The following is a 25,737-nucleotide window of genomic DNA, read 5'->3' on the forward strand; positions in this document are numbered from 1 at the left end:
AGGCTTCAGGTCAGGCGCCCGGCGGCCCTGACCAGATCCGCCAGCGAGCGGGCCTGCATTTTGTCCATCACCCGTCGGCGGTGCACTTTGACGGTGATCTCACTCACCCCCAGCTCGGCGGCGATCTGCTTGTTCAGCATCCCGCTGATCGCCAGCTGTAACACCTGCTGCTCGCGCGGGGTGAGGGAGAGATGGCGCTGCCTGAGGGAGTACTGCTCGCGCAGGTGCGAGGCGTTCTCTTCTGCCAGCTTCAGCGCCGCGCCAATCGAGTCGATCAGATCGTTCGACGCCACCGGCTTGGTGAGGAACTCATACGCGCCGCCCTTCATCGCCTTCACTGACATGGGGATGGTGCCGTGGCCGGTGAGGTAGATAATCGGGATCTCGCGCCCGCTGGCCTTCAGGGTATCCGCCACCTCAAAGCCGCTGATGGTGGGCATCTGCATATCGAGGATCACGCAGGAGGGCACATCTTCAAAGGTGTGTTGCAGAAAAGATTCTGCCGAAGAGAAGTCGAGGGCGTTCAGCCCGGCGGACTCCAGCAGCCCAACCACGGACCGCCTGACAGCGTGATCATCATCAACGACGTAAACAATGTGTTCCATTAATAGCCCCAATGATTCAGCCTGACAGAGATGAGAGGATTTTCGCTCAGCGTGAAAACCACCTTCCTGATGTTCAAGCGGTTATGGTGGCAGCTTTCGAACGCAACTACTCTAACACATTAATTATCATTATCATTTAACAATATGATAACTGTATGAAAGCGAGGGGTGAGTATTCAAAACCGCTTTTCACATTGGGTAAGCGTAGGCCAGAAATGGTCAAATTGTCGTCAATTGAGAAGGGGAGAGTGATAAACGCAGCGGGTTCAGGCGCCTGCCGAAAAAAGGCTAAATCATTACTCTGTATTTTTCCAGCTCAGTCACTGTTTTCGGCAAGCCCAGTTGCAGCAGGCCTTGCAAAAATTGGTCTGGGTTGAGGGGAGGATGACGCAGGTGCGATCGCTGCATTCTCACCGCCTCGAGAACCAGCGCATGGTTCAGGTCAAAAAGGTCTGATAAGAACTCATCCGGGTGGAGCGCTTCAACATCAAATTCAGCCAGGTTTCCGCCGGGAAAATCGACAAGATTGTAGGTTACAATCACTTCGGAATCCGAACGAATCGCCGCGGCGAGCACATGCCTGTCATCCTGATCCGGCAGGCTAAGGCCATCAATAATACTCTCATACCCTGATACGCAGGCGTCGCCGAAGGCTTTATTCATTAGCATTTCGGTGCGCTTCAGCTGGTCTGCGGTGATATCAGGGCGATTAATAAGCAGATTACGCTGCCATTCATCGTGTATCTGAGTAGTCCATTTGGGCTGATATAAGCCAGTCTTCCCAATGTGCATGAGAAGATCCCGCAGCATTGATGGGTATAGCACGCAGGCATCAAGAACGACGGGGTAGGGTGAGTGTGTCATCAGTAAAATCCAAGCTCCTGACTTTGTTCCGCCAGCTCGCGAAGGGCTTGTATGCTTTCTGCATCACGCTGATCTTTGTACTTCATCAAGTCTGCAAAAAGAATGCGGCGATGACGGCCAGTTTTATGGAAAGGTAGCTTTCCTTCCTCCAGAAGTTTCACCATATGTGGGCGCGAAACGTTCAGGATGTTGGCAGCTTCCTGCGTCGTTAATTCAGCATGCACGGGCACAACCTGGACGGCATTGCCCGCAGCCAGTTCACCGAGGATACTCATCAGAAGCGTCAGTGAAGAGGTTGGAAGCTCTATTTGATGGGTCACATCCTGTGCATCCTGAATCGTAATTTTCTGCGTTTCCTGCTTTGTGGACAGGAACGTAGCAAGCTCCCTTTGTCCGCGTACAGCTGCCTCAATCTCCTTTGGAGCCGGTAACGTAAGGCTGTTCAGAAGTGAGTTTGTCATTTTAGTGTTCCAGTTAGTGTCGAGTTTCAGGTTTAGGGTGAGTAAAAGTACACCATAGAGAACTGTAATCGAAACAAACGAAAAACACAACAAACGAAATAAACGAAAAGCTCCGCATTGCGGAGCTTTTACTTCAGATAGTATTCAGTAGGTGATCACTCCCCCACCAGCTCAATACGGTTCCCGTCCGGATCCGCAATCACCGCCTCATAATAGCCGTCGCCGGTCATTCGCGGGGGGCTTAACAGCGTGTGAGTTAGCCGTGCCTGCTCCGCCATCCGATCCACATCCGCTTTGCTACCGACGTTCAGGGCGATATGCGCCCAACCGACAAACTCCGCGTGCGGTGGTGACCCGGCCAGCGCCGGGACGGTCATCAGCTCGATAGTCGGGCCGTCGCTGAGGGTCATAAAGTGCGACGCAAAACCGGGGCGGTTTTTACTCAGGTAGCGTTCGTTGCGGCGTGCGCCAAACACCGTCTCCCAGAAGTGAACCTGGGCGTCGAGGTTGTGGGTCCAGAGTGCGACGTGTGCAATGTTCATATTATCCCTCGCTGCGGGCGGGTTGGTTAGCGGTGACGGTTACGGACAGCGCCGCGACGACCAGCATCAGCAGCATAATGACCATAAACGCCTGGGTTAGAGAGGTGGCGTGCGCCACATAGCCGATAATCGCGGGTCCGGCGAGCACGCCGAGATAGCCCAGGGTGGTGATGGCCGGGACGGCGACCGCCTGCGGCATGCGGGTCTGACGGCCAACGGCGGAGAACATCACCGGTACGATATTGGCGCAGCCGGCCCCCACCAGCACATAGCCCAGCAGCGACAGCTGCCACAGCGGCATAAAGATCACCAGCGCAAAGCCAATAGCGGCCACGATCGCGCCGCCCACCACGGCGCGCAGGGCGCCGGTGCGGGCGATCAGCTTATCGCCGGTTAAGCGGAAAATCGTCATCGCCACCGCAAAGCTGGTGAAGCCCAGCCCGCCCAGCGACTCCGGCACGCCGCGCACTTCGGTCAGGAATACCGCGCTCCAGTCCAGCACCGTCCCTTCGGCGAGGAATACCGCAAAGCAGATGGCGCCAATCAGCAGCACCACGCCGCGCGGAACAGCAAACGCCGGGCCGGAGGCGGGGTTAGCCCACGGCAGCAGCCCTTTCAGGCTGAAGGCCAGCATCAGGATAACGCTCAGGATGATAATCAGGCAGGCGACAAAGGCGCTAGCCCCGAGGGTCAGGAGCAGGGTCATCGCCCCCGCCCCCGCGATGCCGCCGACGCTGTACATGCCGTGGAAGCCGGACATCACCGGCGTGGGCGAATCGCGTTCGACAATGATCGCCTGAATGTTCATGGCGCAGTCCGTCACGCCGACGCCGACGCCGAACAACAGCAGGGCGGCGGCCAGCAGGCGCGGATCCGGAATAATCGCCAGCAGGGGCGTGGTGAGCAGCACGAGCGCCATCGCGGTGACAATCACCCGACGGCAGCCGTAGCGGCTGGTCAGCATCCCGGTAAGCGGCATCGCGATCAGTGCCCCCATCCCCAGGCACAGCAGCAGCGAGCCGAGCGTGGCCTCGTTAACGCCGGTATTGGCTTTGGCATAGGGCACCAGCACCGCCCAGGTGGCGGTGACGTAGCCGGCAATAAAAAAGACGATCCGGGTGGCAAGCCGCTGAACGGCTCCGGTGGTCTGCTGGGTCATTTCACATCCTTATAAGGTTTCAGTGACGGGGAGGCGGGCGTTTTGTGCTGCACCTTCTCCCCGGCGCGCGCATGTGAGGTCACAGGTTCAAACAGGAAGCCGTCATGGGGTTTGGTGGCGGGTACCTGCTGGCGGTAACTATCATAGTATTTCATCGTGACGCTCCGGTTTCGGGCCTGGTGGATTGACAGAGCGCGCTGTCATGCAACATTATGCGCATTGTTGCTCGATTCAAATCCAGAGAAGATAATTTATGCTCGATTATGCAGCTTTCCCGGAACAACGACAAGATCTGATCCGCCAGATCCTGCAGGAAAATGGCAGGGTAGTGTGCGCCGAACTGGCGACCCGGATGCAGGTGTCGGAACATACCATTCGCCGGGATTTACATGAGCTTAGCAAAGAGGGGTTCTGTAAGAAGGTCTACGGTGGGGCAGTATTGCAGCTGGCGGATGCCGGAAACTTCTACAGCCGCGAGCAAAAAAATCACGCAAAAAAAATCACGATCGCGCAGAAAGCGGCAACCCTGATCAAAGCAGGCAGCTGTATTTTTATTGATACCGGCACCACCAACCTCGCGCTGGCGAAGGCCCTGCCGCCGGATCTGGCGATCACCGTGGTGACCAACTCCCCGGCCATCGCCGCCGAGCTGCTGCGTCATCCTCTGTGCGAGGTGATCATCACCGGCGGACAGATCCAGCGCAGCTCCGGCGGCGCGGTGGGGGCCACGGCGGCGAGCCAGATCCAGGGGATTATTTTCGATCAGGCGTTTATCGGCGGCTGCGCGATGGATCCGGGGATGGGGCTGACCGGGTTCGACTTCGCCGACTGCGAGTTCAAAAAAGCGGTGATCGGCCAGAGCAGCCAGACCATTGTGGCGCTCACCACCGATAAAATCCCCGGCGTGGCGCGCTTTGTGGTGGCGAAAAGCAGCGATATCGACGTGCTGGTGGTAGAGGCGAGCCTGGATAACGAGGCGATCGCGGCCTTTACGGCACAGGATGTGCGGGTGATCAGCGCCTAACGCACCTCAAACACCACTGCCGTCCAGCTGACCCTGGTGCAGGACGGAAACTCGGGGCAGGGGTCGATTCGGCTACAGGCCCCTGACCAGATAAAGGTGTCGTCATCAATCCGGTACCAGTGCGGATTGCCCTGTACCGCATCGCCCACCACCGCCGCCTGCACGCTGATGCGGCTCCCCGCAGGCAGCGCGTGGGCCACAGGCGCAAACACGGACGGGCTCTCTTTGCGCGTGCAGACCTCCATCAGGGTCTTCACATGGGCAGAAACGGGAAGTTCGATGAACGGGCTCATGGCAGGCCTCATAACAGTGCACTCTTTGTGATTAACGATATAAGTCGCTCTGTAACGCGCGCTCACGATAAAGCGTGAAACTGTCAGGCGGTGTCATGCGAAAGGCTGAATGCCGCAGATTTCATCCCCGCTTGACCCACGACAAGGCAGCGCGCTCCCGCCTCTTCCTATAATCACACCCGTTTATCTTTTCACTGGTGCTAACCATGGCGTATCAACTCAACCTGAACTGGCCGGAATTTTTAGAAAAATACTGGCAAAAGAAACCTGTCGTTTTAAAGAACGCCCTGCCCAATTTTATCGATCCTATCAGCCCCGACGAGCTGGCAGGGCTGGCGATGGAGCCGGAAGTGGACAGTCGCCTGGTCAGCCATAAAGAGGGGAAATGGCATGCCAGCAACGGTCCGTTCGAGCACTTCGATGGCTTAGGCGAAACCGGCTGGTCGCTGCTGGCGCAGGCGGTCAACCACTGGCACGCACCGGCTGCCGAGCTGGTACGTCCGTTCCGTGTGCTGCCGGACTGGCGTCTGGACGACCTGATGATCTCCTTCTCCGTACCGGGCGGCGGCGTGGGCCCGCATATCGACCAGTACGATGTGTTTATCATCCAGGGGATGGGGAGCCGCCGCTGGCGCGTGGGGGACAAACTGCCGATGCGCCAGTTCTGCCCGCATCCGGCGCTGCTGCATGTCGATCCGTTCGAGCCGATCATCGATGAAGATCTGGCCCCGGGCGACATCCTCTACATTCCGCCTGGATTCCCGCACGACGGCTTTACCCACGAGACGGCGCTTAACTACTCGGTAGGCTTCCGTGGCCCGAACGGCCGGGATCTGATCAGCAGCTTTGCCGATTACGCCCTGGAAAACGATCTGGGTGGGGAGCACTACAGCGATCCGGATCTGACCTGTCGCGAACACCCGGGCCGGGTGGAAGAGTACGAGCTCGAGCGGCTGCGTAAGATGATGATCGAGATGATCGGCCAGCCGGACACCTTTAAGCAGTGGTTTGGCAGCTTTATCTCCACCCCGCGCCACGAGCTGGATATCGCCCCTGCCGAGCCGGAGTATGCCCCGGAAGAGGTGCTCGACGCGCTGCTGGGCGGCGAAACCCTGACTCGCCTGAGCGGGCTGCGGGTATTGAATATCGGCGGCAGTTTCTTTATCAACAGCGAGCAGCTGGAGACGGTGGACGCGGCGGCGGCGGATGCGCTGTGTCGCTACACCGAGCTGGGTCAGGCGGAGCTGGGCGCTGCCCTGCAAAACCCGGCGTTTGTGGAAGAACTGACCGGGCTGATTAACCAGGGCTACTGGTTCTTTGACGAATGATTATAGAAAGCCTGCGTCGGAAATCTGGCCGACGCAGGCTAGTTACTGCAATTAATCGTCATAACCCCATCGGGTTCTCAGAGTGCGTATAAATGCATCTGCGCGTAGCGCACGCCCGTCCGGGCCGACCAGAGCGACGGAGCCTTCCGGTAAATCGAAGAGTGATTCAATCGTATTTCTGATACTTCCCACACGCGCATCGCCGCGGGCTGCTCGCAGGCGACCTTTCTTTCCGGGTGGAGTGGCGTTGACTGTATCCACATCTTCTGGATCCTCTTCTTCAAAGTCATCCTCTTCTTCAAAGTCATCCTCTCCTTCGGGCTCAGTAAGGTCGTCTTCAGCTTCTAATAGCTTCCAGTCGCCGTTCTCCATCACCCATGCGACACCGTCCTGGAGATGATAAAGCGGAGTGCCATATGACGAGGGAATCTCATCACTAAAACGAGATTCACTCTCTTTTTTATAGCGAACGGCATCGCCAAACGCGTTCAGAATCTCTTCTTTACCGTCCACAATCAAAAAAACAGACCAACAATGGCGCATAAAATTTACGCTGGCGGTCATGTACTGGTAAATCGTGCAGCGCGGGTGGGGTGAACAGCGAGCCAGTGCAGAAAGCACAGGGCCGACGAAATCGTTAAGTGATATGCCCGATTTATCCAGCATGTCCATATCAATTTCGATGGTGGGCAGTGCCCCTTTGCTGGTTTGTAATTTAAGTAATGTCACTGTATGCAGCTCCTTTTTTCTTCGCGTTGTTAGTGCCGGTGCCGGTAGAGCAGAACATTTATCATCATATTTTTATGATGAAGGATATTTTTCACTGCCAGGGGACCCCAATGGTCGTAACTCATCATGAACACCTGCTTCAGGCTTTCGACGCTTGTACTCTCCTCGTAGTGCTCTTTTTTTGCTAAAGGAGAATAGTTGCTTAACTTTGAATTATTGCTGTGGCTGATAAGACAAAGATTGCCAAAATTATCGACGCCTTCGCTTAAATCTTTAGATTTTTCAAGCGGCAGCGCATTGCCCTGAGGATGCTGTGGCCAGTAATGTTCCACTGAGGTTCTGAAGGTAAACGCGAAGCCCTCAAGCCTCTTCTGGATATATGCCATATTCACGCCAGAAAAAGATCGTTTATTTTTAAGGTTTAACCACAGCAGATAATCAAGGCGGTTAAAGATATAGTTTTGTACTGCGGTGCCTCTGTGCAGCGGGGCTTCGTCGAGGGTCGCGGGGAAGCAGGTAGGCGCATTTTCCAACACGTCGAAGCGATAGGTATGCTCGTTTGCAGTGCCCATTAATCGCTCGAGCAAGAAATGATTTGCTAAATTTTCCAGATAATTGAGATAGTCCCGACCATTCACATTGAGCTGGTCGGGAGCTGCGTATTTATTCAGCCAAAATAATGCGCCGTTTAACCAGTGTTTGTAGATTTGCGCCGGAAACGAAACGTGGAACATGGATAACAACATGATCAGATTGTCATTAAGGGGAATATTTTGCTCACGTACTGACGCTTTTTCCGGCGAGGGGAAGGCGCTTTTATAACTGAAGCTTTTTTGATAGCGCGTCAGAGCTTGCAGGCTCCAGGCATTATCATGCTTGCGCTTAATAATATAGTTATCAAATAGCATCCGGCATCTTAATAACTGCATTATAAATTGCCGGGGATCAGGGTTGTTTGCGATGAACGTATCCAGCAGGCGCTTATCGTCCAGAGGAGTGTCGGGCCACGTAAGACGGAGCACCTGCAACAGAAAATTGGGGAAAGTAATGACCGAACCAAAGGTGCCAGGATGTTCTTCATCAGATTCGTGTTTACTGGCAGGCTCCGGGAGATTGCCCCTTGGGTGGAAGATAATATCGTGCAGGGTACGGTTTTCGTCGTTTTTATCGCGCTCCAGGCGTGGGGACTGGAGGGTGTCAAAATCTTGCGGGATCCTATCCCAGTTGTGGCCAAACCACTGATCCCGCAGCGAGTGATGCATACCTAATTGCACATAACGTTGCATATTGGCGCAGGCATCCCAGAGGATAGAAAACACGGCGCGTTCACTATTGCTGGCACTTTCCCCCAATTTGTCCATCAACCGGGCTTTGAGGATTTCGTGTTTTTCTAACTGCTCCCCACGGTTATTCATAATCTCAAAATAATGATTCAAATCGGTATCAGCAGGAACAGTTACACGTAAAACGACGACGTTTTCCAGGAGAAAGCGAAGGAAGGCCTGCCGATCGATATCTTTTTTGGCAATGAAACTCACCATAATGCGCCAGGCTTGAGCGATCATGGGTTCCACATTCTTTTCATCGGCGGGAATGTCACCCATTTCAAACAAGCTCTTCAACGTCGCATCTGATTCGTCCCGGCAGTCAAAATGAAGATTAAGTTTCACAATGTCGGGTAAGCGTAAATAAAACGCATTTTTCATCACCGCAAGCAAAATGCTGAGCGTGGTATATCGTTGCTGCCCATCGATCGTTTCAAAACGGCCAGCACCTTTTTCCGCAACGACCAGACTACCAATAAAATACTGGTTATCTCCCCGGTTTATCTGGGCAACATCCCATATATCCTGAATTAATTGCTCAATCTCTTCCTGGCCCCATGCGTAATTACGTTGATAAATCGGTATCGTATAATGACCATTTCGGAAGAGTTGGCCAACCGTCAGCGCCGCCACGTCCTTTTGCGCAGATGAGTTATCTAACATAGCCTTTCTCTTTTAATGTACTGGTAAGAAGATCAACTTTCGTTCCTTTAATATCATCGATATAGATGATGGGAACGAGGTAATTGAGAACATCGCTTGGCTGATGTGCCAGCTTTATCCTGCGTAGCAACCCCTGTGAACTAAGAGCTGCATTCTCGATCGTTTCCACCGTTATACGGTGATGCTGGAGGCGAAGCCGGTAGCTCCATGCAAAACAAACTTCAGCGACTTTTTCGAGTTCTTCATCGCCAAACCTGTCGTGATAGTAGAACAACGCACAGTTGAACAGGTTACGCACATAGCGATCGCCGATGCGGGTGGCACCTTCATACCGGGTCAGAATGTTCAGCAGGGCATTAACAGGGGAGGATTGAGGGTGAAACAGCGATTCATACAGCGAACCGTAATGATCTATATATTCAAAAAAGCGTTTCCCATTAATCAGGTACTGATCGATCTGGAAGGGAAACAGCATTTTCTCCCCATTTATCTGGCGTTGGGGATCCCGGTTAAAGTCATCCATCAGCTTGTCTAATGTGACCAGGTTTGTCGCGTAGCGCCAGCTATTCTTGTTGGCAGAAACCCCTTTAAAAATATGGATCTGACTTTTTGTCAGAGCGTGGCCAGGCTCACCATTTGCCCAGCATCGTAGGGGGTAAAGGGTTTTACTCATTAACTGATCGAGGTTTGGACGAGCAAAGCGATCCTTTTTAGGTTTGACATCGTTTTCCCAGGTTTTGACGCAACGCTGCCGTTCTTCTGGGGTGTTTTCATCCATCTCTCGTAAATGAAAGGCCTTAAGCAGATCGTAGGCTTCAAGCGGTTTGCCACGAGCATTTTGCGAATCGAAGAACTGAAATGCTTCGCTGAGATTATCTAATGTCACGCAGATCAGTTCGCAACTGTGAAGGAGATAATGATAAATACTCTTTTGATCTTCGGTGGATACCTGGCTCAGACGACGACGAATAAGCTCGACATTTTTTTCGACATTATGCTGTGTAATGCTGTTATTGAAGGCGTGGCGCAGTAGTGAAGGTGAACAATACTCTTGTTTTTCATCAAGCAGTGCGCACAGGAGGCTCAAAGTCAGTAACCGTTGCTGACCATCAACGATCTCTTCTGCTGGACTGTTGTGCCTGTTTTTATACGACACAATGGTTCCTAGCCGGTACCGTGATTGATGTCGGTGCTGAATGATATCTTCAAGGAGTTGATTTACGTGAAACTCACGCCACTTATAGGGGCGCTGGTAATCAGGGATAGAAAGAGATTTTTCCAGAGCCTCTTTTACCGTGACTATATTTTTACTCAGAATGGCCATAGTAATAACTGTAAGGAAATAGTGGAAGGAAGGGTTTTTTTGATAGTCTAATAGATATCATAAAGAAGATAAATCTACTGATTTTTATAGCGTTTTCGAAGGTGACATCACATCAGGTTTTTTTTTCATTCTCAACTATTTCGGTTTCGCATGATCTTATTAATTCTATAAAACAGATAGCTATTGATATGTTCGGGGAAGGTTAAAACTGAGGCGTTTATGCTCTGCACGGATTGATTTATGAACAGCGCCCTAACGTCGAAAATATACACAAAACGTTTCTTCGATATCGACTGTTTTATCGGCTTCTGCACGCGCTATGGCATTGACTACCGCCTCCCGCTGATAGTTGTGCGGCGCGGGGCCGAAGCCCCACGCCGTCATCTTTACGCCGCGAGGATGTGACAGGCTTTCCAGTAATCAAGAAGGCGCTCGTCATTAGGTTCTCGCTCGGCTTTACTTTTCATGGCCCGTGCCAGATTCTCTCTCGACACCTCTTGGCCTTTTTGTACAACATCTAAAACCGCTTCACCAAGAGCCAGGGATATTTCGGTACGATTGGCTTCTACCATATATGCCTCCGTGTTGAGTGCGTCAGGGTAATTATGCGGCATAACACCGGGTCTGGAATATTTCTCAGTCCATTCTTATATATTTCACTCAGGGCATAAACATGCAGCGGGAATAATGTTTCGAAATGCTAATGAAGCGGTAAATAACGGATTTATGGTCTACAGTTAGTTTCGTATCACAACGCGCAAACACATGATGAGGAGAATTAACCATGGTAAACAAGAGTGAAATCAAGGAACATGCTCCGGTTGTTGCAAGCTGCGGTCACCATGTCGGCACGGTTGACCATCTTGACGGCGAGCGTATTAAGCTGGCAAAAAACGATTCCGAATCTGGCGGCAAACACCATTATATCCCGCTGGAATGGGTCGATAAAATTGACGGCAATAAAGTGGTGCTGAATAAAAATCATGAAGAGACGTTTGCCACCTGGCAAGAGGCGTAATTCTCTGACGATCCACTTTATTAATATTTGGCTCTGGCGTTTCGCCGGAGCTTAATATTGATGCTAAGGCGGCAATTTTACCTGCATTGCCGCCGCGCTAAAGGAGTGATACTGTTTTATTTTTAATAGCTTCCTCCAGGCGCAGGCATGTCCAACACAAGGCTCCATAATCCGACCGCTGCAACGAAAAAAACCTTTTCCGTGGCAGACTTTAAGGTATTTGGCGAGCGCTACGGCATTGACTACCGCTTTCCCCTGCTGACCGATACCTGTGCCAACACCAGCCCCGTGCTGCACGGTGATGTCGAAGAGATGACCCTCCCGTCCGGCATTTCGTTAACCCATTCCGACGTGCGCGTGCTGCAACCCTATGAAACCACCTCCCGTCACAGCAGCCCTTTGTACGTGCTGGTGGTGCTGGAAGGCTGTGTGACCCTGACCCTCAGCGGCGAAGTTTACGCAGTACGGCCCGGGATGGCGTTCAGCGCCAGGCTGAGCGAGCAGCAGGCGATGTCTGCCCGTCATGACGCCGATATCGCCCTGAAAACCCTCTCCTTTGGCGTTTACCCCGACGATGCCCGCCGCGAAAGCCTGCTCGCCTCCCTGCTGGATAAGTGGGAGAAGCTCAACGCGCCCACTTTTGTCTGGCAGGTGCCGGATTTTGTGCTGGCCGGTATTCAGCATGCCCGACAGCGCGAGCGAAGCAGCCTGTCGCGCCAGCTGTTGCTGGAAGGGGTGATGTATCAGCTGCTGGGCCATGGCCTGCATCTGCGTGAGCAGCAGGGCACGGCACTGGCGGGCGCGTCCGGCGGGGAGCACGCCCGGCTGGAGCAGATCCGCCACCTGCTGGCACAGGCTCCGGAGCAGGACTACACCCTCGCCCAGCTGGCGGCCCGGGCGGCGATGAGCCCCAGCAGCCTGCGCAGCAAGTTCCGCCAGGCCTACGGCTGCACGGTGTTCGACTACCTGCGCGACTGCCGTCTCGGACTGGCGCGCCGCTATCTGCTGGAAGGCCACAGCGTGCAGCAGGCGGCATGGATGTCGGGCTATCAGCACGCCACCAACTTCGCCACCGCATTTCGTCGTCGCTACGGTGTCTGCCCCGGCGCTGTGCGCAGCGACCGTTAATCCGCTTTTCCCCGATCGCCAACGCCATTTGTGCGGTTTGGCATTGCGCATACGTACTCTGGCGGCGCGCATAGCTATCTTCGAAATGAAAAAGGTAATAATTCTTATTAACAATTAGAAATGCCTTTGGAGATTTTTCATGTTCGCTAAAACGCGGCTGGCACTGCTGGTGGGATGGGTTACCGGGAGCGTCGCGCTCCCCCTGATGGCGCAGGAGACGCCGAAAACCGAAACCGTTGTTGTTACCTCACAGATGCAGAGCGGTGCCACCAAGCTGGCGACCCCGGATATCGAAACCCCGCAGGCGGTGTCGATCGTCACCCGCGAGCAGTTTGAAGAGCAGGGCGCCACCAGCGTTCGCCAGGCGGTGAGCTACACCCCGGGCGTCTACAGCAACCAGATTGGCGCCTCGAACCGCTTCGACTATATCGTGCTGCGCGGCTTCTCCGACGGCAGCCTGGATAACGTCTATCTCGACGGCCTGAAGATGATGGGCGACACCAACTCCCACAGCTCGCTGGTGGTTGACCCCTGGTTCCTGGAAAATATCGAAGTGGTGCGCGGCCCGGCCTCGGTGCTGTATGGCCGTTCCTCACCGGGCGGGATCGTGGCGCTCACCTCGCGTAAACCCTCGTTCGATCCGGGCGGCGAGATCAAGCTGTTCGCGGGGAATAACGATCAGCGCGGGGCGATGTTTGACGTTACCGGCGCGCTTGACGACAACGACCGCGTGGCGGCCCGTCTGAGCGGTATGACCCGCTATGCCGACTCCCAGTTCGATCCGCTGAAGGAAGAGCGTTACGCCCTGATGCCGAGCCTGACCTGGCGCATCACCGACAACACCCGCCTGGATCTGATGGCCTATCTGCACCGCGATCCCGAGGGCGGGAGCCACTCCGGCCTGCCGTACGACGGCACCGTGGTCCCGCACGATGGCAAGACGATCTCCAACACCTTCTTCGAAGGTGAGGACGATTACGACAAGTACGATCGCCGCGAGGAGATGGTCGGCTACAACATCGAGCACATGTTCGACAGCGGCTGGTCGGTGCGCCAGAAGCTGCGCTATCTGCATACCAAAGTGGAGCTGAATCAGGTCTATGCCGCCGGCTGGCTGAACGAAACCGAGCTTAACCGCGGCTACTCCGGCTCCGACGAGAAGATGGATGCCATCACCCTTGATAACCAGATCGACGGCAGCTTCGATACCTGGACGGTGAACCACCGGGTGCTGATCGGCCTCGATTATCAGGATCGCAGCAACAATACCACCGGCTACTACGGCGGCTTCCCGCCGATCGACGCTTTCCACCCGGTGTACGGCGCGAAGCCGGACTACATCACCATGTACAGCCAGGAGAAGCACAAGCTGCGGCAGACCGGCTACTACCTGCAGGATCAGCTCTCGCTGGACAACTGGCGTCTGACCCTGGGCGGGCGCTACGACCAGGTGAGTGTCTCGAATATCGACAAGCTCAACGATACCCGCAGCGATCTGGACAAGAACAACTTCAGCAGCCGCGCGGCGCTGTTGTATCTGTTTGATAACGGCATCGCGCCGTACGTCAGCTACTCCACCGCCTTTACGCCGACCAGCTTTGCCGATGCCAACGGCGATCTGCTGGATCCGATGGAAGGCAAGCAGTGGGAAGCAGGGGTGAAGTTTGAGCCGGAAGGGATGAACAGCCAGTTCAGCGCCTCGGTGTTCCGCATTAACCAGAAAAACATCGCCACCAAAGAGGAGCCGACCGATCCGTACCGCTCTATCGGTGAGATCGAATCTGAAGGGGTGGAGCTGGAAGCGGTGGGGCAGCTGACCGACAGCCTGCGCCTGCAGGCGGCCTATACCTATACCGACATCCGCTACAAGAAGAGCAGCCCGGAGGAAGAGGGCAAGCGTGCGGTCTATGCGCCGCGCAATATGGCCAGCGGCTGGCTCAGCTATGACGTCAAAACCGGGCCGCTCGACGGCCTGACGGTGGGCTCCGGCGTGCGTTACGTCAACGGCGTGACCAGCGATCGCATGAACACCCACACGCTGCCGTCCTACACGCTGGTGGATCTGGCGGTAGGCTATGACCTGTCGAAGGTGGGGCTGACCGGAGTGAGCGCCCAGCTGAACGTCAACAACCTGACGGACGAAAGCTACGTGGCGGCCTGTAACTCACTCTCATACTGCTACTTTGGTGCCGAACGCAGCATTGTTGGCAGCGTTTCGTGGAAGTTCTGAGTCGTTAGCATTGCCCGGTGGCGCTACGCTTACCGGGCCTACGGGACTATCCCCTCTCCCCTTTGGGGAGAGGGTCAGGGTGAGGGGAAGAGACCGCACTATTCCTCCATCGCAATATGAATCGCCTCGCCCATCTTCTTCAACGCCTCACGGTTCTTCTCATTCGGCGGTAACGCCACGTTGATCCGCAGGCAGTTACGATACTTCCCTGACGCCGAAAACAGCGACCCCGCCGCGGCCTGGATCTTCAGGCGACTCAGCTGCTTGCTGACGCACACCATATCCACCTTCTCCGGCAGCTCCACCCACAGCAGGAAACTGCCCTGCGGGCGCGTGACGCAGATCTCCGCCGGGAAATACTGCCGCACCCAGCAGGTGTAACGCTCCATATTCTGCTGATAAATCTGGCGCATACGCCGCACGTGGCGATGGTAGTGTCCGTCGCGGATAAACGCCGCCACCGCCATCTGCGTGCCGGGCACGTTAAACCCGCCCGCGGCATATTTCATGTGCATCACCCGGTCGTAATACCGCCCCGGCACAATCCAGCCGACGCGCAGCCCGGGGGCCACGGTTTTGGTAAAGGAGCTGCACAGCAGCACGCGACCGTCGATATCAAAGGAGTGGATGGTGCGCGGGCGCGGGTACTCCGCCGCCAGCTCGCCGTAAATATCATCCTCCACGATGACGATATCGTGGCGCTGGGCAAGGGCCAGCACCTGGCGTTTGCGCGCCTCCGGCATGATAAACCCGAGCGGGTTATTGCAGTTGGGCACCAGGATCACCGCTTTGATCGGCCACTGCTCGAGCGCCAGCTCCAGGGCTTCAATGCTGATCCCGGTTTGCGGATCGGTGGGGATCTCGATCGCCTTGATGTTAAACCCGCGCAGCATCTGCATGGTGCCGTGGAACGACGGCGACTCTACCGCCACGATATCCCCCGGCTGGCACACTGAAAGCAGCGCCAGCGACAGCGCCCCGTGGCAGCCGTTGGTGATCACAATTTCGTTCGCCGCCACCGTCGAGCCACCGTCCAGCAGCAGGCGGGCGATCTGCTCGCGCAGCTCCTGCCGCCCCTCCAGCACGTCGTAACTTAGCATCTCCCCGGGATGGTGCTGGGCAATGCGGCTCATCTCGCGCCACAGCGGCTTCAGGCTCGGCTGGTTCAGATCCGGCGAGCCGCCGCCAAAGGAGATCATCTCCTTATCGGCGCGGGCATCAAGGAGCATCATCACCTCATCCCACTGGGTCACCTCTACCGGACGCTGCACCGGGCGGGTCATCGCCGGGACGGGCGGCTGCGCTTTGCGCGAGGAGACGAAGTAGCCGGAGCGCGGCTGGGGGGTGATCAGCTGTAAATTTTCGAGGATCTGATAGGCCTGCTGGATGGTGCTGATGCTGACGCCGTGCTCCTGGCTCAGCGCGCGCACTGAGGGTAAACGCTCCCCGCTGCGATACAGCCCGTGTTCAATGCGTTGCGCCAGGAGATTGGCCAGATGTTGGTAGCGCGTCATGCTGTATCCTTGGTTGTCACCATACAGATCTAAAAACCAGTACAGATTGCCGTGAAAAACGGCATTCAGATACTGTTTTAGCGGATCTGTATGTTAAACAAAAGTTGTTTTTGAATCTGTATTGCAGGCCCCGATTTCCGTGATGATAACTCCACAGACACGATGAGGAGCGCATCATGGAATTTTACGAAAACCGGGCCAAACGGCCGTTTGCGGTGTTTATCTGGATCGGGCGGGCAGTGAAAAAGTGGTATCGCGTTAACCGCACGCGCCGCATTCTGAGCCAGATGAGCGATGAGCAGCTAAAGGATGTGGGGCTGTCGCGATTTGATATGTAGGGTATTGGCCGGTGGCGCTGCGCTTACCGGGCCTGGAAGGGCACGAACCGTAGGCCGGGTAAGGCGAAGCCGCCACCCGGCATAAAGGCCTCACTCTACGGTGGATTTCCCGGTGTTCTCTGCGATACGGCGCAGATATTCGTTATTTTTAAACGCTACCATGATCAGCTCGAACATCACGCGGGTGCCGATCAGGCTGAACACCATGCCGAAAAATCCGGCGAACAGATGCTCGGTAAACATGGAGTAGAGCCCGCCGATGAGGATAAACAGCATGGCGATCCAGTAGAAAAAGACCAGCACGCGCGGCGTTAACAGATAGTCGAATCCCAGTAGTGATTTCATTTTTCTTGTCCTTAGAAGTGTTATTTTGCGCGTTGATTATAAAGGCAGTGGCGGTAATTCATACCTGAATGATTATCCGGAAACGGCTTTTTGTGGTGCAAAATCAGGGAGTTGTTATTTCAGAAGATCGCAGGTTTGGCTTTTTGGCCGCGTGAGTAGCGCAACGGCCTCTTCATAGCTGCGCACGTTGTTATACCCCATCACCAGCCCGTAACGTTTATCCGACCCGCTGTACCACGCCGACAGGGCATTCACCTGCAACTGCTGCTGTTGCCAGCAGTGGGCGATCGCCTGGTCGCAGCTGCCTTTGGTTAGAAACGCCACGATATGCATCCCGCCGTCGTTCTGCTCGGTGAAGAATCGATCCCCGTAGACCTCGTGCAGGGCGGCAATCATCCAGTCGCGGCGCTGCTGATAGAGGGCGCGCATCTTTTTCAGATGGCGGAAGAAGTGGCCCTCGTTGAGGAAGGCGGTGAGGATCTTTTGCGTCAGCACCGGCTGGCCGCTGGCAAGCAGATCGGCGCAATCGTTGAAGGCCGATACCGTGCTGGCGGGCATCACCACGTAGCCGAGGCGCAGGGACGGCATCACGGTTTTGCTGAAGGTGCCCATGTAGATCACCCGATCCTGACGATCGAGGCTTTTCAGTGACGGCAGTACCTTGCGGGTGTAGTGAAACTCGCCGTCGTAGTCATCTTCAATGATCCAGGCATCGTTCTGCCCGGCCCAGTCGAGCAGCTGCTGTCTACGGGGCAGCGACAGCGTGACCGCCAGCGGGCTCTGGTGCGACGGGGTGACGATAACGAACCGGGCGTCGGGGTGGTGGCGCAGCAGATACCCGGTGTCCATGCCTGAACGATCCACCGGCACGGTGTGCAGGCGCGGCACGATCCGCCGGAGCAGCTGCTGGCCCATAAAATAGCCCGGATCTTCAAATACCACCTTATCGTTACGGCTGGCGAGGGTATCGAGGATCAGCCGCAGGCTGCCGCTGTAGCCGCTGGTGATCAGCACCTGCTCTGGCGTGCAGGACAAGCCGCGCGAAATGTTGAGGTAGCTGGCGATCGCCTGGCGCAGGGGAGACCAGCCCATCACCGGCGGGTTGAGCATCTCCTCCTGACGCATGGCGCGCACCGCATGGCCCGCCAGCAGCAGCCATTTCTTATACGGGAAGCTGTCCAGCGCCGGGATGCCGGGGCGCAAAAAGCCCGCCCGTTCCCGCTGGCTGACCAGCGATTCCGGCAGCTGGCCGGTAAGCGGATCGTCGGGCGGCGGGGGCGTGACGGGAAGCGTGAGATCCGGGTTCACCCGCGTGCCGCGCGCGCCCTGGCTCACCAGATAGCCCTCGCCGGTCAGAATGGCGTAGGCGGTTTCAACCGTTTTGCGTGCCACCTTCAGCTCTTCCGCCAGCACGCGGATGGCGGGCACCTTGTCGCCGGGCTTGAGGACGCCGCGGGTGATGTTGTCCCGATAGCGGGTATAAATTTCATGATAGCCCGGCTTCATGTCCTACCTCGTTTCGCGCTTTTTGTATCTTTTTACTATGTCATGAACGGCGTAAATTTGCCCCATCGCATTTCCTATGCCGCACACCCGGAGAAAGACAATGAGCACTCGCGTTAACCACCATAAAGCCACACCTGCCCTCGCTAAAGCGCTGTCCGACCTGAGCATGGCGGTGAGCCAGACCTCCATCGACCCGGCGCTGAAGCACCTGATCGACATCCGCGTCTCCCAGCTCAACGGCTGCACCTTCTGTCTGGATATGCATTCGAAAGAGGCCAAAATTGCCGGCGAGCGCGAGCTGCGCCTGTACCATCTGACCGCATGGCGCGAGTCACCCCTGTTCAGCGCCCGTGAAAAAGCGGCCCTGGCCTTCACCGAAGCCCTGACCCAGATCGGCCCGCACGGCGTCAGCGACGTGCTGTACCGCAGCGTGGCGGAACACTATTCGGAGATTGAGATCTCCGAGCTGAACTTTGCGATCGTGGCGATCAACGCCTGGAACCGTCTGGGGATCACTTCCCGTATGGAACCCGGCGCGCTGGATGGCGCCTACGGCCTGAACAAAGCTAACCTTGAGTAAGACCGCGCTCACGGATCATCGCCACCAGCGCCCGCAGCCCCGGCGGGACGTGGCGATGGCCGGGGTAGTAGAGGCGCAGCCCGGCAAAGGGCTGCGACCACTCGTCCAGCACGCTCACCAGCTCCCCGCTTTGCAGCTCCTGCTGAATATAGAGTTCCGGCAAAAATCCGACCCCCAACCCCGCTTTCACCGCCCGGATCGAGGCAAAGAGATCCGAGGTGGCAAAACGCGGCGGCACCGCCAGGGCGATCTGCTCCCCGCGTCGCGCCAGCTCCCAGCGATAGATCCCCCCGTGGGCCATCCGCATGCCGATCCCCTGGTGATGCAGCAGATCGTCCGGGGTTTGCGGGGTGCCGTAGCGGGCAAAATAGTCCGGCGTGGCGGTGACGAGCTGACGAATGTCGGGGGTGAGCGGCACGGAGATCATGTCCTGCGGCACCGACTCCGCAAGGCGCACCCCGGCGTCGTAACCTTCCGCCACGATATCGATCATCCGCGCTTCACTCACCGTCTCGACGCGCATTTTCGGGTAGCGGATCATGTAGTCGATCAGCAGTGCATCCAGGAACAGCGTGCCGACGTTATTGGGAACGTTCAGGCGCAGGGTGCCGGCAGGCTCGTCGGTCTCGCTGTGGATCTCTTCGTCTGCCTGTCGAATTTCCTGCAACGCCGGGCCGATGCGTGCCACATAGCGCTGCCCGGCGTCGGTGAGCCCCACGCTGCGGGTGGTGCGGTTAAACAGGCGCGTTTGCAGGCGGGATTCCAGCCCGGCAACGGCGTTGCTCACGGCGGTGGCCGACATTCCCAGCTCCTGGGCGGCGGCGCGAAAGCTGCCGCGACGCACCACGGCCATCACCACTTCCAGCTCGGTCAGTCCTGAACGGTGCATAGATTATCCTGAAAATCGAAACAACCTTTGCAGCATAGCGTGGATTATCGTAACGGAGAAGGCGTGCCAGACTGGGTGCATCCAGCCTGAGGAGGTTTATATGCATCACATCGAACAGATTTATATCAACGGCGAATTTGTTACCCCACACGGCACCGAACGTTTTGATCTCTTTAACCCGGCGACGGCCCGGGTGATGGGCCAGGTGCGTCTGGCCGATGCAGTGGATGCCGAACGCGCTATTGCCGCCGCAAAAGCCGCTTTTCCGGCGTGGTCGCAAACCCGCAAACAGGAACGCATTGCCGCGCTACAGCGGATGCAGGCTGCCGTGGCGGCCCGGCACGACGATCTGCTGGAGGCGGTGATTGAGGAGTATGGTGCCCCCGCGTCGCGCTCGGCGTGGATGGCGAGCTATCCGGCGGAGGCGATCGGCCAGGCCATCGCGGCGCTGGAGGCGTTTGAATTCGTGATGACGGCTGGGGCGGCCCGGGTAGAGATGACGCCGCTCGGCGTCGCCGGGCTCATCACCCCGTGGAACAGCGATGCGGGCTTTATCTGCGGCAAACTGGCGGCAGCGCTGGCCGCAGGCTGCACGGCGGTGATCAAGGCCAGCGAGATGAGCGCCCTGCAGACGCAGATCGTGACCGAGGCGTTGCACGCCGCCGACCTGCCGCCGGGGGTGTTTAACATCGTCACCGGGCGCGGCGACACGGTGGGGGAGACAATCAGCCGTCACCCTCTTGTTGCGAAAATCTCGTTTACCGGTTCAACGCAGACCGGCAAAGCGATCCTGCGTAACGCGGCGGAGAACTTTACCCGCGTCACCCTGGAGCTGGGCGGCAAATCCCCGACCCTGATCCTCGACGATGCCGATATCAAACAGGCCGTTCCGCTGGCGGTGCAGGCCGGTCTGATGAACAGCGGGCAGGCGTGTGTGGCCGGTACGCGCATTCTGGTGCCGCAGTCGCGGAAAGCGGAATTCGAGCAGGCGCTGGCTCAGGCCATCGCAGCGGTGAAGTCCGGCGATCCGCGCGACAGCGCCACCGGGGTCGGCCCGATGGTGAGCGAGAAACAGTGGCAGCGGGTGCAGGGGTATATCCAGCGAGGGCTAGCAGAGGGGGCGCGCCTGCTGGCGGGCGGAGAAGGGCGACCGGAAGGCACCCGGGACGGCTGGTTTGTCCGCCCGACGCTGTTTACCGATGTCCACAACCAGATGACCATCGCCCGCGAAGAGATTTTTGGTCCGGTGCTGTGTGTGATTGCTTATCGCGACGAGGCCGAAGCCATCGCCATTGCCAACGACACCGACTACGGCCTGAGCGCGCTGGTGCTGGGCGGCGATGTGGCTCGTGCCCGCCGTGTGGCGGCGCAGATCCAGTCCGGTCGCGTGCTGGTGAATACCCTCGCCCATGAGCCTCAAGCGCCCTTTGGTGGGTTCAAACACTCCGGCGTGGGGCGCGAGATGGGTACATGGGGGATCAGCGCGTTTATGGAACCGAAGTCGATCCTCGGCTAAAACATCGCCCGGCGGCGCAGGCTTGCCGGGCCTACAGTTAGTGCCTTTGTTGGCCGGGTAAGCGCAGCGCCACCCGGCAATTCGCGGTTTATTCGGCAAACAGCTTTTCAATGGATTTTGTGGGATAAAAAAGAGCATCGGCGTTGCTACCCGTTAAAGGAATAAAGCCGAGCGTCAGATAAAAATCTTTCGCCTTATCGTTGAGCGCATCCACAAACATGCCGTGAATGCCCACAGCCTGCGACGCCAGCCAGACCACTTTCATGGCATGTGTCACCAGCGTCATCCCCCAGCCCTGACCCTGCAGATCCTGGTGTATTGCGAGGCGCCCTAACGTGACGCTGGGTACATTGACATAGGGCACTTTGCGCTGCTGCGTTTTTGATGGCAGGGTCTCTTTCTCAAAGCAACTGCCGGACAACGTATAGTAGCCCAGCACTTTAGGCGTAGGGTCATCGGTGACGAGAAGATAAGCGCGTAACAAGCGCCCAACGTGCTGGCGTGCAAGATGCTCACACAGAAAACGGTTGAGGGTATCTTCCCCGCAGTTGAAGCCTGTTAAATCACAGTGAGTCGTTTGCGAAAACATCCTTATCGTCAGATTAGCCACGTCTTACTCCATGTTTTGCAGACGTCTTGCTGCGCGTTTCAGCCTCTCATTGGGCTCTGGCGGGTTGTCGAGTGCATCCATAACGCGTTTCCACGAATCTTCATTAAGGATCAGGCGGCGATGCTGCTCAATGACTTCGGCAGCCCGTTCCGAGGCACTGTTAACCATAAACTGGGTGATTGTCTGGTTAGTCATCGCCGCAGCTTCTTCGATCAGATCTTTGTCTTCGTCAGTTAACCTGAGGTCGATGCGCTGTTTTTTCAGTGCTGGCATTTTTACTCCGGGGTTATCTTTATGTACGGATAGATTCCGTACAAGAACTATAAAACTGAACAGGATTTTTTTCAATCCGGGCGATAACATTTCGCTCCTCACCGAAGCATCACGTTTTTCTTTCCTGCATCCTCTCCTTAACCCCACAACGGAGAGATCCTCATGATTGCAGTCCTGTTTGAAGCCAGAGCGCAACCCGCGCATCAGGCGCGTTACCTGCAGCTGGCCGCCGGGCTAAAACCGCTGCTGGCGGATATCGACGGCTTTATCGATATCGAACGTTTCCAGAGCCTGACCAACGACGGAAAAATCCTCTCCCTCTCCTGGTGGCGGGATGAGGAAGCGATCCTGAAGTGGAAGCAAAACGTCTTTCACCAGGCCGCGCAGGCCGAAGGGCGGGCGTCGATCTTTGCCTGTTACCGGATTCGCGTGGCGCAGGTGGTGCGGGAATACGCCTCAGAGACCGGAGGACATGCCGATGTATGACGTTCATGTGATTTTCAACACTGTGCCGGGCGAACTGGCGCGCTTTGGTCAGCTGCTGGGGCGCAACGGCGTAGGGCTCGAGGGCGGGGGCGTCTTTGGCGTGGAGGCGCATTTTCTGGTGGAGGAGGGCGAAAAAGCCCGGCGCGTGCTGCTCGACGGCGGTTTTAACGTGCAGGCGGTGCGAAAGCCGCTGATCCGAAAGCTGAAACAGGAGCGTCCCGGCGAGCTGGGAGAGATTGCCGCCGCGCTGGCAGCGCAGGGGGTGTCCATCCTGACCCAGTACAGCGATCATGCGAACCACCTTATTCTGCTGACGGATAATGATAAGCTGGCCGCAGAGATCACCGGGCCGTGGGTTGCCAATGCTAAAGACCAGTTTACCTCCTGATAACAGCGCCACGCTGGAGCTGGCCGTGGCTGCGGTCGCCGCGGCGATGGCCGACCCGTCACGGGTAAAAATGCTCTGCGCCCTGATGGACGGACGGGCGTGGACCGCCACCGAACTCAGCGCCGTGGCGGATGTGGCGCCTTCTACCGCCAGCGGGCATCTCACCCGTCTACTGGAGGGGAGGCTGATAACCTGTCTTTCTCAGGGGCGGCATCGCTACTACCGGCTGGCGGGGCATGACGTTGCGGCGCTGGTGGAGCAGATGATGGGGCTGTCCTGGGGGCGGATCACGCCGCCGGAGACGACGGCACCGGAATCGATGCGTCACGCCCGCACCTGCTACGACCATCTGGCGGGCACGGTGGCGGTGCAGATATATGATTTTATGCAGGCGGCAGGCTGGCTGACGGCGGATGGATCGGCTCTTACCCCTGTCGGGCGCGAGGCGTTTCTGTCCCTGGGGATCGCCTTAAACGCCAGATCCCGGCGTAAAGCCTGCTGCGCCTGTCTGGACTGGAGCGAGCGCCGCTTCCATCTGGGCGGTGAGGCGGGCGCGGCGCTGCTGGTTCATATGGACACCAAAGGCTGGATCCAGCGGGTAGCGGGGTTTCGCGAAGTGAGCGTAACCCCGTCCGGCCAGCGTGCCATCGATCGGCATTTTAGCCGCTGAGGAAACGCCCGGCGGCGCAAGCTTGCCGGGCCTGCAAAAACACCGACCGCACGACCCGCAGCCCAGGTAAGAAAACATCAACCATTTCTACGGTTATTTATTCATCTGAACTATATATAAAATAAAAATCATTTCTTATCTAAATACGCAAAGCTTGAGAATTGTCTCATGTCAAAGTTTATAATTTTTGCGCTTGCCAAAAATAGCGCAGCATGAAAAATTAGCCGATGCTGTTATCAGCTCACCATTCGAATGCTTATAAGATGTAATTTATTAACAGGGAAGGGAATATATTGTGTCTAAAATAAAAAGTTACGCCGAAAGCGTATTGTTCCAGAGTATTATTTCATTATCGAATACGGCCTGTACACCCGGCAGCCTTGCCTGTCTGTCAGAAAATTATATTTCACGTCTCGGCCATAACGATGTCCCCCTTACGCTGCGCAAGGCGCTTAAGGATGTTAAAGCCCTTCTGGCTGTGCTTATCGAAACAAGTAGCGGTAATACAATCGCTTATGCGCCAGGCGTGAACGGGCATCAGTGTCTGTTGACTCAGATTACGGAGCTGTATACCGACGTGGTGGCCTGGAATGCGGTTGAACAGTACATTTCGGCGTCACAGTTTCTCTTATTTTCTGACGCGAATAATGGAACTCAGAATCCTTCGCATAGCGTGATCAATTAATATTCTTTCCTCTATAAAAAAGAGCTGCATACCCGGGTATGCGGCTCTCTTTTTTATTGGAAAAGTCTTAACAGGAAGATAGCCCTCTGTAATTCCAGCATAACATTCCCCAGAAATAGGCTTTTTTGTAAGGGAAGGCACGAATTGCCGCGAAGCGCTTAAGACTATTCCTATAATCATCGGGAAAAGTGTTAATTGAAAATTATTACATTCTCGATGATTATGAATTAATCCACAGTGATGCCAGGGATATAGACGATGATTATAGTATTAACATCCTGTAGATATTTTCAGCAGGGCTTTGCCATGCTGGCCGATCAGCTTATGAACGACTCACCGTCGTTTCAACGGGTGCTTTATCTGGATGATATTAACGACGCGACAAAAGACGATCTGGTCCGGACAAAAGCCATTGTGGTGGATTATGGTCAATCCGACATTAACGTTCTGAATGCCCTGCTGGAGGTCAAAAATCGTTATCAGCAGAGCTATTTTATTTTTATCACCCGCGATGTCTGCTACGAAAGCACGATTGATAATATTTTAATTAACACCATCGCTGATTACACCATCGACTGTAAAAGTGCTGTACGCCAGCTACGCGCCTGCCTTGCACACTTTGCGCTGGAAGATCAGCCGGTGACTATTTTTAAAAATGTTCGCTGGCATCATCTTGAAAAACAACAACCTTTAACCAAAATGGAGACGATGCTGCTGCCTTATATTGTGTCGGGAAAAAAGAATAAAGAGATTACGCGCTACCTGGATGTGACCGGAAAAACCGTCAGCCATCATCGACGCAATATTTATCGTAAGTTTGCCGTGACCAGTCTGACCGGGTTGTATAAGAAATTTGATGAACGTGTTTGATGGTGTAAGGGACCTGTATGGAAAGAATGATTACTGCACAAAAAAGTCTGGAAAAAGCGTTGTTGATCCTGATCGAAACTGCCGATAGCGAAGAGAAACAGTGGCGTATTTATCATGAATGCCTGTGCAAGTTTACTCAGGAGAGCCTCCCGCATCTGTTACGCATGGACTATTTTAGTCTGTTAAGACTGGCCAACGTGCCGTTTAACAGCGCCGGAAAAATGTCGCCTGCCGGCCCTGATACCAGCCAGGGGATCAACGCCCTGCTACCGATGGCCATTCTTCTGCTTTATAAGCGCCTGACCGAGTGGTTATCTGTTGAAGCGTATCTCCGCAAGAGGCATGTTTCCTCCAGATAAGATCGATCGTGCGCA

30 protein-coding genes and 1 pseudogene are annotated in these 25,737 nt (G+C 55.9%); 14 read left to right on the forward strand and 17 right to left on the reverse strand.

Annotation, left to right across the window (positions count from 1 at the left end; all coding sequences use genetic code 11):
- Positions 1–5: 5 nt before the first annotated feature.
- From GNG27_RS02805 to GNG27_RS02830, 6 genes are all read right to left on the reverse strand, one after another.
- Entirely contained in the window at positions 6–605 is a 600-nt protein-coding gene (locus GNG27_RS02805; protein WP_156262810.1) for a response regulator transcription factor, read from the reverse strand.
- 288 nt (positions 606–893) lie between these two features.
- The gene (locus tag GNG27_RS02810) at positions 894–1,469 is read right to left on the reverse strand and encodes a PIN domain-containing protein (RefSeq protein WP_142488063.1); all 576 of its coding nucleotides are present in this window, start codon (positions 1,467–1,469) and stop codon (positions 894–896) included.
- Positions 1,469–1,930, reverse strand: coding sequence for a helix-turn-helix domain-containing protein (locus GNG27_RS02815; RefSeq protein WP_106995644.1), 462 nt, complete (start codon positions 1,928–1,930; stop codon positions 1,469–1,471). The genes GNG27_RS02810 and GNG27_RS02815 overlap by 1 nt, the downstream gene beginning before the upstream one ends.
- Before the next feature lie 155 nt (positions 1,931–2,085).
- On the reverse strand, positions 2,086–2,472 hold the full coding sequence (locus GNG27_RS02820; protein WP_156262811.1) for a VOC family protein: 387 nt from the start codon (positions 2,470–2,472) through the stop codon (positions 2,086–2,088).
- A gap of 1 nt (position 2,473) precedes the next feature.
- Positions 2,474–3,631, reverse strand: a complete 1,158-nt coding sequence (locus GNG27_RS02825) for an MFS transporter (protein WP_156262812.1) — start codon at positions 3,629–3,631, stop codon at positions 2,474–2,476.
- Positions 3,628–3,786: a hypothetical protein gene (locus tag GNG27_RS02830; protein WP_156262813.1), complete on the reverse strand. Its 159-nt coding sequence runs from the start codon at positions 3,784–3,786 to the stop codon at positions 3,628–3,630. Before GNG27_RS02830 ends, GNG27_RS02825 begins: the two co-directional genes overlap by 4 nt.
- Positions 3,787–3,884: 98 nt before the next feature.
- On the opposite strand from GNG27_RS02830, the gene GNG27_RS02835 reads away from it, so the two are divergent.
- Positions 3,885–4,655, forward strand: a complete 771-nt coding sequence (locus tag GNG27_RS02835) for a DeoR/GlpR family DNA-binding transcription regulator (RefSeq protein WP_156262814.1) — start codon at positions 3,885–3,887, stop codon at positions 4,653–4,655.
- Here GNG27_RS02835 and GNG27_RS02840 read toward each other — a convergent pair.
- The gene (locus GNG27_RS02840; protein ID WP_156262815.1) at positions 4,652–4,948 is read right to left on the reverse strand and encodes an SH3 domain-containing protein; all 297 of its coding nucleotides are present in this window, start codon (positions 4,946–4,948) and stop codon (positions 4,652–4,654) included. The genes GNG27_RS02835 and GNG27_RS02840 overlap by 4 nt on opposite strands.
- A 206-nt stretch (positions 4,949–5,154) precedes the next feature.
- Here GNG27_RS02840 and GNG27_RS02845 point away from each other — a divergent pair, with 206 nt between their 5' ends.
- Complete coding sequence (locus GNG27_RS02845; protein ID WP_156262816.1) at positions 5,155–6,276, forward strand: cupin domain-containing protein; 1,122 nt, start codon at positions 5,155–5,157, stop codon at positions 6,274–6,276.
- Between the two features lie 51 nt (positions 6,277–6,327).
- Here the strand turns inward: GNG27_RS02845 and GNG27_RS02850 are convergent, their stop codons facing one another.
- From GNG27_RS02850 to GNG27_RS02865, 4 genes are all read right to left on the reverse strand, one after another.
- Positions 6,328–7,005, reverse strand: coding sequence for a hypothetical protein (locus GNG27_RS02850; RefSeq protein WP_156262817.1), 678 nt, complete (start codon positions 7,003–7,005; stop codon positions 6,328–6,330).
- Between the two features lie 29 nt (positions 7,006–7,034).
- Positions 7,035–8,993 (reverse strand): DUF262 domain-containing protein, encoded by a 1,959-nt coding sequence (locus tag GNG27_RS02855; RefSeq protein ID WP_156262818.1) that lies wholly within the window; start codon positions 8,991–8,993, stop codon positions 7,035–7,037.
- The gene (locus GNG27_RS02860; protein ID WP_156262819.1) at positions 8,983–10,317 is read right to left on the reverse strand and encodes a DUF262 domain-containing protein; all 1,335 of its coding nucleotides are present in this window, start codon (positions 10,315–10,317) and stop codon (positions 8,983–8,985) included. The genes GNG27_RS02855 and GNG27_RS02860 overlap by 11 nt, the downstream gene beginning before the upstream one ends.
- Before the next feature lie 386 nt (positions 10,318–10,703).
- On the reverse strand, positions 10,704–10,889 hold the full coding sequence (locus tag GNG27_RS02865; RefSeq protein ID WP_142488072.1) for a DUF2767 domain-containing protein: 186 nt from the start codon (positions 10,887–10,889) through the stop codon (positions 10,704–10,706).
- A 212-nt stretch (positions 10,890–11,101) separates the two neighbouring features.
- Between GNG27_RS02865 and GNG27_RS02870 the strand changes: the two genes are divergently transcribed.
- The 3 genes and pseudogenes from GNG27_RS02870 (at position 11,102) to foxA (ending at position 14,693) form a co-directional block, all read left to right on the forward strand.
- A complete protein-coding gene (locus GNG27_RS02870; RefSeq protein ID WP_156262820.1) occupies positions 11,102–11,335 on the forward strand; it encodes a DUF2171 domain-containing protein in 234 nt (77 codons plus the stop codon).
- A gap of 147 nt (positions 11,336–11,482) precedes the next feature.
- Positions 11,483–12,463, forward strand: coding sequence for a helix-turn-helix domain-containing protein (locus tag GNG27_RS02875; RefSeq protein ID WP_156262821.1), 981 nt, complete (start codon positions 11,483–11,485; stop codon positions 12,461–12,463).
- A 120-nt stretch (positions 12,464–12,583) separates the two neighbouring features.
- Positions 12,584–14,693: pseudogene (gene foxA / locus GNG27_RS02880) on the forward strand (ferrioxamine B receptor FoxA).
- Between the two features lie 98 nt (positions 14,694–14,791).
- On the opposite strand, the gene GNG27_RS02885 reads toward foxA, so the two are convergent.
- Positions 14,792–16,207 carry a PLP-dependent aminotransferase family protein gene (locus GNG27_RS02885; RefSeq protein WP_156262823.1) on the reverse strand — a complete coding sequence of 472 codons (1,416 nt, stop codon included), beginning with the start codon at positions 16,205–16,207 and terminating at the stop codon, positions 14,792–14,794.
- A gap of 176 nt (positions 16,208–16,383) precedes the next feature.
- On the opposite strand from GNG27_RS02885, the gene GNG27_RS02890 reads away from it, so the two are divergent.
- Positions 16,384–16,545: a DUF1127 domain-containing protein gene (locus tag GNG27_RS02890; RefSeq protein WP_142488076.1), complete on the forward strand. Its 162-nt coding sequence runs from the start codon at positions 16,384–16,386 to the stop codon at positions 16,543–16,545.
- A 90-nt stretch (positions 16,546–16,635) separates the two neighbouring features.
- Here the strand turns inward: GNG27_RS02890 and GNG27_RS02895 are convergent, their stop codons facing one another.
- Together GNG27_RS02895 and GNG27_RS02900 are read right to left on the reverse strand one after the other, a co-directional pair.
- Complete coding sequence (locus tag GNG27_RS02895; protein WP_156262824.1) at positions 16,636–16,890, reverse strand: DUF4282 domain-containing protein; 255 nt, start codon at positions 16,888–16,890, stop codon at positions 16,636–16,638.
- A gap of 114 nt (positions 16,891–17,004) precedes the next feature.
- Entirely contained in the window at positions 17,005–18,396 is a 1,392-nt protein-coding gene (locus tag GNG27_RS02900) for a PLP-dependent aminotransferase family protein (protein WP_156262825.1), read from the reverse strand.
- A gap of 100 nt (positions 18,397–18,496) precedes the next feature.
- On the opposite strand from GNG27_RS02900, the gene GNG27_RS02905 reads away from it, so the two are divergent.
- Positions 18,497–18,976: a carboxymuconolactone decarboxylase family protein gene (locus GNG27_RS02905; protein WP_142488079.1), complete on the forward strand. Its 480-nt coding sequence runs from the start codon at positions 18,497–18,499 to the stop codon at positions 18,974–18,976.
- Here the strand turns inward: GNG27_RS02905 and GNG27_RS02910 are convergent.
- Positions 18,963–19,865, reverse strand: coding sequence for a LysR family transcriptional regulator (locus GNG27_RS02910; RefSeq protein WP_156262826.1), 903 nt, complete (start codon positions 19,863–19,865; stop codon positions 18,963–18,965). The two genes, GNG27_RS02905 and GNG27_RS02910, sit on opposite strands and share 14 nt — an antisense overlap.
- 100 nt (positions 19,866–19,965) lie before the next feature.
- On the opposite strand from GNG27_RS02910, the gene GNG27_RS02915 reads away from it, so the two are divergent.
- Positions 19,966–21,381, forward strand: coding sequence for an aldehyde dehydrogenase family protein (locus tag GNG27_RS02915; RefSeq protein WP_156262827.1), 1,416 nt, complete (start codon positions 19,966–19,968; stop codon positions 21,379–21,381).
- Positions 21,382–21,469: 88 nt separating this feature from the next.
- Here the strand turns inward: GNG27_RS02915 and GNG27_RS02920 are convergent, their stop codons facing one another.
- Together GNG27_RS02920 and GNG27_RS02925 are read right to left on the reverse strand one after the other, a co-directional pair.
- Positions 21,470–21,970, reverse strand: a complete 501-nt coding sequence (locus GNG27_RS02920; protein WP_156265027.1) for an N-acetyltransferase — start codon at positions 21,968–21,970, stop codon at positions 21,470–21,472.
- A 24-nt stretch (positions 21,971–21,994) separates the two neighbouring features.
- Positions 21,995–22,264: a DUF1778 domain-containing protein gene (locus GNG27_RS02925; RefSeq protein ID WP_142488082.1), complete on the reverse strand. Its 270-nt coding sequence runs from the start codon at positions 22,262–22,264 to the stop codon at positions 21,995–21,997.
- 162 nt (positions 22,265–22,426) lie between these two features.
- Here GNG27_RS02925 and GNG27_RS02930 point away from each other — a divergent pair, with 162 nt between their 5' ends.
- From GNG27_RS02930 to GNG27_RS02955, 6 genes are all read left to right on the forward strand, one after another.
- Positions 22,427–22,750: an antibiotic biosynthesis monooxygenase gene (locus GNG27_RS02930; protein WP_156262828.1), complete on the forward strand. Its 324-nt coding sequence runs from the start codon at positions 22,427–22,429 to the stop codon at positions 22,748–22,750.
- Positions 22,743–23,138 carry an amino acid-binding protein gene (locus GNG27_RS02935; RefSeq protein WP_142488084.1) on the forward strand — a complete coding sequence of 132 codons (396 nt, stop codon included), beginning with the start codon at positions 22,743–22,745 and terminating at the stop codon, positions 23,136–23,138. Before GNG27_RS02930 ends, GNG27_RS02935 begins: the two co-directional genes overlap by 8 nt.
- Positions 23,113–23,808: a helix-turn-helix transcriptional regulator gene (locus tag GNG27_RS02940; protein WP_156262829.1), complete on the forward strand. Its 696-nt coding sequence runs from the start codon at positions 23,113–23,115 to the stop codon at positions 23,806–23,808. The genes GNG27_RS02935 and GNG27_RS02940 overlap by 26 nt, the downstream gene beginning before the upstream one ends.
- 295 nt (positions 23,809–24,103) lie before the next feature.
- Positions 24,104–24,493 (forward strand): hypothetical protein, encoded by a 390-nt coding sequence (locus GNG27_RS02945; RefSeq protein ID WP_156262830.1) that lies wholly within the window; start codon positions 24,104–24,106, stop codon positions 24,491–24,493.
- A 306-nt stretch (positions 24,494–24,799) separates the two neighbouring features.
- Positions 24,800–25,363 (forward strand): helix-turn-helix transcriptional regulator, encoded by a 564-nt coding sequence (locus GNG27_RS02950; RefSeq protein WP_185902332.1) that lies wholly within the window; start codon positions 24,800–24,802, stop codon positions 25,361–25,363.
- A 17-nt stretch (positions 25,364–25,380) separates the two neighbouring features.
- Positions 25,381–25,722 carry a hypothetical protein gene (locus tag GNG27_RS02955; protein ID WP_156262831.1) on the forward strand — a complete coding sequence of 114 codons (342 nt, stop codon included), beginning with the start codon at positions 25,381–25,383 and terminating at the stop codon, positions 25,720–25,722.
- Positions 25,723–25,737: the final 15 nt, after the last annotated feature.

This window comes from Leclercia sp. 119287, assembly GCF_009734485.1.
GTDB classification, from domain to species: Bacteria; Pseudomonadota; Gammaproteobacteria; order Enterobacterales; family Enterobacteriaceae; genus Enterobacter; species Enterobacter adecarboxylatus_C.

Excerpts from the sequence above, each read along its gene's own strand:
- GNG27_RS02805 (WP_156262810.1), bottom strand. The coding sequence starts at position 605 with ATGGAACACATTGTTTACGTCGTTGATGATGATCACGCTGTCAGGCGG.
- GNG27_RS02810 (WP_142488063.1), bottom strand. The coding sequence starts at position 1,469 with ATGACACACTCACCCTACCCCGTCGTTCTTGATGCCTGCGTGCTATAC.
- GNG27_RS02815 (WP_106995644.1), bottom strand. The coding sequence starts at position 1,930 with ATGACAAACTCACTTCTGAACAGCCTTACGTTACCGGCTCCAAAGGAG.
- GNG27_RS02820 (WP_156262811.1), bottom strand. The coding sequence starts at position 2,472 with ATGAACATTGCACACGTCGCACTCTGGACCCACAACCTCGACGCCCAG.
- GNG27_RS02825 (WP_156262812.1), bottom strand. The coding sequence starts at position 3,631 with ATGACCCAGCAGACCACCGGAGCCGTTCAGCGGCTTGCCACCCGGATC.
- GNG27_RS02830 (WP_156262813.1), bottom strand. The coding sequence starts at position 3,786 with ATGAAATACTATGATAGTTACCGCCAGCAGGTACCCGCCACCAAACCC.
- GNG27_RS02835 (WP_156262814.1), top strand. The coding sequence starts at position 3,885 with ATGCTCGATTATGCAGCTTTCCCGGAACAACGACAAGATCTGATCCGC.
- GNG27_RS02840 (WP_156262815.1), bottom strand. The coding sequence starts at position 4,948 with ATGAGCCCGTTCATCGAACTTCCCGTTTCTGCCCATGTGAAGACCCTG.
- GNG27_RS02845 (WP_156262816.1), top strand. The coding sequence starts at position 5,155 with ATGGCGTATCAACTCAACCTGAACTGGCCGGAATTTTTAGAAAAATAC.
- GNG27_RS02855 (WP_156262818.1), bottom strand. The coding sequence starts at position 8,993 with ATGTTAGATAACTCATCTGCGCAAAAGGACGTGGCGGCGCTGACGGTT.
- GNG27_RS02860 (WP_156262819.1), bottom strand. The coding sequence starts at position 10,317 with ATGGCCATTCTGAGTAAAAATATAGTCACGGTAAAAGAGGCTCTGGAA.
- GNG27_RS02865 (WP_142488072.1), bottom strand. The coding sequence starts at position 10,889 with ATGGTAGAAGCCAATCGTACCGAAATATCCCTGGCTCTTGGTGAAGCG.
- GNG27_RS02870 (WP_156262820.1), top strand. The coding sequence starts at position 11,102 with ATGGTAAACAAGAGTGAAATCAAGGAACATGCTCCGGTTGTTGCAAGC.
- GNG27_RS02875 (WP_156262821.1), top strand. The coding sequence starts at position 11,483 with ATGTCCAACACAAGGCTCCATAATCCGACCGCTGCAACGAAAAAAACC.
- GNG27_RS02885 (WP_156262823.1), bottom strand. The coding sequence starts at position 16,207 with ATGACGCGCTACCAACATCTGGCCAATCTCCTGGCGCAACGCATTGAA.
- GNG27_RS02890 (WP_142488076.1), top strand. The coding sequence starts at position 16,384 with ATGGAATTTTACGAAAACCGGGCCAAACGGCCGTTTGCGGTGTTTATC.
- GNG27_RS02895 (WP_156262824.1), bottom strand. The coding sequence starts at position 16,890 with ATGAAATCACTACTGGGATTCGACTATCTGTTAACGCCGCGCGTGCTG.
- GNG27_RS02900 (WP_156262825.1), bottom strand. The coding sequence starts at position 18,396 with ATGAAGCCGGGCTATCATGAAATTTATACCCGCTATCGGGACAACATC.
- GNG27_RS02905 (WP_142488079.1), top strand. The coding sequence starts at position 18,497 with ATGAGCACTCGCGTTAACCACCATAAAGCCACACCTGCCCTCGCTAAA.
- GNG27_RS02910 (WP_156262826.1), bottom strand. The coding sequence starts at position 19,865 with ATGCACCGTTCAGGACTGACCGAGCTGGAAGTGGTGATGGCCGTGGTG.
- GNG27_RS02915 (WP_156262827.1), top strand. The coding sequence starts at position 19,966 with ATGCATCACATCGAACAGATTTATATCAACGGCGAATTTGTTACCCCA.
- GNG27_RS02920 (WP_156265027.1), bottom strand. The coding sequence starts at position 21,970 with ATGTTTTCGCAAACGACTCACTGTGATTTAACAGGCTTCAACTGCGGG.
- GNG27_RS02925 (WP_142488082.1), bottom strand. The coding sequence starts at position 22,264 with ATGCCAGCACTGAAAAAACAGCGCATCGACCTCAGGTTAACTGACGAA.
- GNG27_RS02930 (WP_156262828.1), top strand. The coding sequence starts at position 22,427 with ATGATTGCAGTCCTGTTTGAAGCCAGAGCGCAACCCGCGCATCAGGCG.
- GNG27_RS02935 (WP_142488084.1), top strand. The coding sequence starts at position 22,743 with ATGTATGACGTTCATGTGATTTTCAACACTGTGCCGGGCGAACTGGCG.
- GNG27_RS02940 (WP_156262829.1), top strand. The coding sequence starts at position 23,113 with ATGCTAAAGACCAGTTTACCTCCTGATAACAGCGCCACGCTGGAGCTG.
- GNG27_RS02950 (WP_185902332.1), top strand. The coding sequence starts at position 24,800 with ATGCTGGCCGATCAGCTTATGAACGACTCACCGTCGTTTCAACGGGTG.
- GNG27_RS02955 (WP_156262831.1), top strand. The coding sequence starts at position 25,381 with ATGGAAAGAATGATTACTGCACAAAAAAGTCTGGAAAAAGCGTTGTTG.